The organism is Geobacillus sp. PK12 (genome assembly GCF_004123125.1).
GTDB classification, from domain to species: domain Bacteria; phylum Bacillota; class Bacilli; order Bacillales; family Anoxybacillaceae; genus Geobacillus; species Geobacillus zalihae.
Window position 1 is genome coordinate 1 of record NZ_SDKL01000046.1, and the last position, 5024, is coordinate 5024.

Annotated in this window: 5 protein-coding genes; 4 read left to right on the plus strand and 1 reads right to left on the minus strand. The window is 39.0% G+C overall.

Going from position 1 to position 5024, the window contains the following annotated elements:
- The first annotated feature begins 827 nt into the window (after positions 1 to 827).
- From ETR37_RS14070 to ETR37_RS14090, 4 genes are all read left to right on the plus strand, one after another.
- Complete coding sequence (locus ETR37_RS14070; RefSeq protein WP_129447434.1) at positions 828 to 2435, plus strand: DUF4046 domain-containing protein; 1608 nt, start codon at positions 828 to 830, stop codon at positions 2433 to 2435.
- Positions 2436 to 2562: 127 nt separating this feature from the next.
- Complete coding sequence (darG, locus tag ETR37_RS14080; protein WP_129447435.1) at positions 2563 to 3597, plus strand: type II toxin-antitoxin system antitoxin DNA ADP-ribosyl glycohydrolase DarG; 1035 nt, start codon at positions 2563 to 2565, stop codon at positions 3595 to 3597.
- Between the two features lie 583 nt (positions 3598 to 4180).
- Positions 4181 to 4441: a hypothetical protein gene (locus ETR37_RS14085; protein ID WP_033026284.1), complete on the plus strand. Its 261-nt coding sequence runs from the start codon at positions 4181 to 4183 to the stop codon at positions 4439 to 4441.
- Positions 4438 to 4824: a pepsin/retropepsin-like aspartic protease family protein gene (locus tag ETR37_RS14090; RefSeq protein ID WP_033014989.1), complete on the plus strand. Its 387-nt coding sequence runs from the start codon at positions 4438 to 4440 to the stop codon at positions 4822 to 4824. Before ETR37_RS14085 ends, ETR37_RS14090 begins: the two co-directional genes overlap by 4 nt.
- Before the next feature lie 23 nt (positions 4825 to 4847).
- Here the strand turns inward: ETR37_RS14090 and ETR37_RS14095 are convergent.
- On the minus strand, positions 4848 to 5024 hold a 177-nt coding region (locus ETR37_RS14095; protein ID WP_164978007.1), incomplete at its 5' end, for a transposase.

The window sequence follows — 5024 nt, forward strand, 5'->3', positions numbered from 1 at the left end:
GGTCACCCTAGGTCTGTAAGATATCCACAAAACTGAAAAAGGATGTAAGAGATGTTGTCGAAAAATATTTTTTGGACACCCGTGAGGGGCCGAAAAGCCTTGATAAATCAACATTTCTAGAGGGAGGTATAATTCTGATGAAATTCTCGTCAGGTGATAGAATCAGGGTAAAGCACATAAACTATAGCCATAAAAGGCGTACTCAGCAGCCAATGCCACCAATAATAGGAATAAAAGGAATTGTATACAAAAAGAGTGTTATGGAAGAGAACGCTTATTACATTAAACTTGAAAATGGAAAATCAGTACTCTTATATGAAGATGAAATAGAGTTAATTTAATTTTGCAGATTGATATTCATTTTTTCTCTGGTATTAACCATAGTATTAATCGTACCTACAAGAAAAAATATACGTCTATATCATGTTCATTTTATTAGGGCTTTTCTCTTCGGAGGGAAGGCCATTTCTCTATTTTAGGAGGAGGGGAGAATGTGAAGAGTTTGAATAAGTTCAGTGATGTCCCAACAGCAAGGATATAAACAGGTTATTAATATATGGGTTGATTTAATACAGGTTATACAGTAGGTCAAGTAGTTCGTTTAACAGAATGGGATAAGTATTGTGAGGATATAGGTTCATTAAACAAGAGTTAAGAAATTTTGCAAATAAAGCGAGTGCAGAGTAGGAAGTGAATCCATCATCACTATCATGATTTCCAATTTTAAAAGTGAAAACGAGGAGTCTACTGACTAGTAGGCTCTATTTATTTAAATTATTACGGAACATATGTTTGTATTTATGTTATAATAAAGTAGAGGTGATCATATGGATAATCTCAATTACTATCGAAGCATTTGTCCTTCTGAGCTAACTCAATTACCGGTTGTGAAGCTCTATAAGGAGCTCATCAGCGGAAAAAGAAAGGCGCTTCCTTCAGGTACGTGGGAAAAAGACGAAAATGTGATCATTATTGTCCGTTATGCATTAGAAGTGCATCTTGGTTTGAAGAAGGAACAAATCCCCAAGATCAACAGAGGCGTCATAAAGGAACAGAAGCTTTGGGGGGCTTTAAACCGTTTTAAATCTATTCGCAAATTAATTCAATTTGTATATCCTGACCGATACAATGAATTTGATTTCAATCGAGTGCCGATTAATTACTGGAACAATATTCAAAATATACGCAACCGATTGGAATGGCATTTGCGCAGGGAAGGAATCAGGATTGTGGAAATACCGAGAAAGGTGAATTACGATTTGCTTGTTGAGTGGGGATTTTCCAACCCTTTGAAGCGACATGGCCATTCCCCATACCGCTTCATGAATGCCCTATACCCCGGCCGTTTTAAAGAAACGGATTTTAAAAAAATTCCTCAAGGTTATGCAACAAACCGCGAATTTTTGAAAGAGCAGTTTATGGACATGCTTCGTATGGAAAAGATTCAGTTCGAAGACGTGCCGAAGAAAGTGACGCAGCAAATGCTCATCAAGCATCGTTTTAGTGCAGCTTTAAAACATCACCGCAATTCGCCTCTAGAGTTTATACAATATCTTTTTCCCAACCAATTTTCACTCGATGATTTTCACACAAAACCAAACGGCTATTGGAAAGATATCAAGAATGTCAGACAGGCCATTATTGATTTGATTGAAAGGGAGGGGGTAGCCGAGCAGGATGTCCCGCGCTTTATGACGAAACAGCGGCTGATGGAGGAAGGGTTGACTGGTCTGTTGCATGAATACCATGGTTCGCCGATTGAGATTATAGAAGCGGTGTTTCCAGGGAAGTATGATGTGACAGAGTTTCAGCGTGTGCCGAACCAACATTGGCATTCACCGCAAAACCGGGTGCAGGCGTTGCGGACGTTTTGTGCCAAGCGGGGAATCGACCGCAAGGAGTTGCCGCGGTTAAATCGGGCGTATTTTCGCAAGCATTTCCCGCGGTTTATCAGCATGGTCGATCGCCATTACGACAGCAAATTTTACCGTTGGATTATGGAATCATTCCCCGAATATACATTTCAGCCTGAGGAATTTAATTTGCTAGTTGGGATTGACGGGCAATTGTGTGATTCAAAAGAAGAACTAGAAATCCATAACTTTTTGATTCGCGCGGTCGCTGATGGGAAAGTGGAAAGAGAAGGATGTCGTTTTGTGAACCAAGAATATGACGAAGTATATATCCCTGACTGGGTGATTGAACAAAACGGCAGAAAGTGGATTGTCGAATATTTCGGACTATATGGTTCGACGCATTACAAGTGGTATACGGAGAAGGTGGACCGAAAAATGCAGTTTTACCATTCGCTCGCCGATTATACGTTGATTGTGATCATGCCTGATGATTTTCGGGAAAAAGGGTTTCAAAGAATTGTGTCCCTTTTGATTAGTAATGGGATACAGATTAATGTTCATTGTTCTCTGGAACGATGATTTTTAAGGCATTAAGAGGTTAAAAATGATAAAATGAAGCAAAAAGTTGAAGAGATTATGTACCAATGTCATTGCCATAAACCGATAGCTGTCCGGCCGCATTGGTACTACTGAAGGAGGTGACGCAATGATCATCCTAAAACAAGGCAATCTCTTGGAAGATGAAGCAGAAGCTTTGGTAAACACGGTCAATTGTGTCGGCGTGATGGGGAAAGGAATTGCACTGCAATTTAAGCAAGCTTATCCAGAAATGTTTTCGGAGTATGAAAAGGCTTGCCGTCGCAAGGAAGTGCAGCCAGGCAAAATGCATGTCGTTTCCACTAAATCGTTATTGAACCCAAAATATATTATTAATTTTCCTACAAAACGCCATTGGAAAAATAAATCCCGGATGGAAGATATTGAACTAGGGTTGGCGGATTTGATAAAGGTGGTTAAAGAGCTTAATATAAAATCGATTGCGCTTCCGCCGCTTGGCTGTGGAAATGGTGGGCTTAGATGGGATGAAGTACGTCCTAAAATTGAAGCGGCTTTTGAGCATTTAAAAGAGGTGGAAGTGCATTTGTATGAGCCTGCAGGGAGCCCTAACCCTGATCAAATCAAAATACGTACAAAACCACCAAAGATGACAAGATCTCGAGCGTTATTGCTAATGTTAATGAATGATTATTCCATTCCGGGGTATAAGTTGTCATTGCTGGAAGTTCAGAAGTTGGCTTATTTTCTTCAGGTTGTCGGCGAGCCGATGAGATTGCGATTTGAGAAAGGGAAATACGGTCCGTATGCGGACAACTTAAATCATGTGCTACTGCGTTTGGACGGTCATTTTATTCGAGGTTTTGGAGACCGCAATCGGGATGCGGAAATTTATTTGCTACCGAATGCGGTACAAGAAGCTGAACAGTATTTGCAGGGGGATTCCGAGGCTGACGAACATTTAGAAAAAGTGCGGAATGTCATTCAAGGGTTTGAAACTCCATATGGGCTGGAATTGCTTTCAACTGTACATTGGGTTGTGAAAGAAAATCCGGATATAAAAGACGATATTCATTCCATTATTAAAGAAATTCATAATTGGAACGAACGAAAGCGGAAGATATTTAAAGAAACGCATATCACAAAAGCTTGGCAACATTTGAAAGGAATAGGGATGCTTAATTAATAAAAAATGCTTGTTAGATTAAGCCTTGCTCGTTCGGGGAGTAAGGCTTTTATTATCAGTGTAAGCCTTAATTAGATTCTTATCCCAATCAAATAAAGATACGTCCAGACCTTTTAAAGATGACAAAATCGAATGTGATATTATGCAATATTTGTAATTTTTTATATTTGGCGGCTAATGGGTAGATGAGTCAGAAAATAACGATGAAACAAACGATATACGAAACATTTTCCGTGAAAATCCCACGTTGGTGAGTGGTGATTTTCATGCCCGAGTGGAGGGCAAAACGTTGCCCATGGACCTTTTCTGTAAATTGTATTCAGATGGTAGCAAGGACATGAAAATTTACTTATTACTGTGGATATTAGTCAAAAATTTTTGCTCGATATCGAATAGGGTCCCGATTGAAAAAGCAGAGGACAAGCAAACTCCCTTACTATAGTTTGTTTCTATCGATATGATGTTAGACGTTGGCATTAAATTGTACTCATACTGCTTGCCACGCTTAAATTTTAAAAATATTGCTTTATATATGTAAGGTGATTAGTGATAAAATGTAATAAAAAGAGATGGAGGCAAACAAATGAAATGGTCAGAGTTACGTAAGCAATATCCGAATCAATTTGTGTTGGTGGAGGCTATTTCGGCTTGTTCACAAAATGGCAAACGTATCATTAAGGAAATGGCAGTGATCGATCGGTATCATAGTGTGTCTGATGCATGGAATGGTTATAAACAGCAGCACAAAACTTTTCCGGAGAAAGAATTATATATTTTTCACACAAGTAAGGAGCAAATAGAGGTAGAAGAACAATATTTTATAGGGATTCGGGGGAGAGTATGAATATAAGAATAGAAAATGGATTACCTATTGTTTCTGTCGAAATAAAGTGTGGTGAAAAAACTGTTCTTTTAACAGACGTGTTGTTGGACACAGGTTGTGCTACGACCATTTTTGATACGGATGCACTCGCACAAATTGGTATCGAATTAGATATTATTAATGGAAGAACAAAACGAATGTACGGAGTAGGCGGATACAGCGAGATTTGTTATGAACAAATCGTAAACAACGTTATAATTGATGGAAAAGAGCTAGCATCATTTTTATTACAACTGGGAATGACTAAAGAAATATATGGTTTTGACGGAATTTTAGGAGTAGACTTTATGGAGAGAACGGGAATGATTATTGATTTTAAAAATTTCATTATTAAATATGGATAAAAACCCGTGGTGCTAGTTGAGTGTCAGCGCTCAACCAGCCCTAGTGTGACCAAGGAATAAGCCAACAAGATGCCATCGAGTGCCACTTCAAACCCGGCAATGGAATTCGCTCGAATGTCGGTGATCCGGTATTGGTCTACGAGAATCGAAAACACTGTCTCGATGACTTTGCGTTTTTTTTGGATCCATTCTTCCCATGC

Excerpts from the sequence above, each read along its gene's own strand:
- ETR37_RS14090 (WP_033014989.1), top strand. The coding sequence starts at position 4,438 with ATGAATATAAGAATAGAAAATGGATTACCTATTGTTTCTGTCGAAATA.
- ETR37_RS14070 (WP_129447434.1), top strand. The coding sequence starts at position 828 with ATGGATAATCTCAATTACTATCGAAGCATTTGTCCTTCTGAGCTAACT.
- darG (WP_129447435.1), top strand. The coding sequence starts at position 2,563 with ATGATCATCCTAAAACAAGGCAATCTCTTGGAAGATGAAGCAGAAGCT.
- ETR37_RS14085 (WP_033026284.1), top strand. The coding sequence starts at position 4,181 with ATGAAATGGTCAGAGTTACGTAAGCAATATCCGAATCAATTTGTGTTG.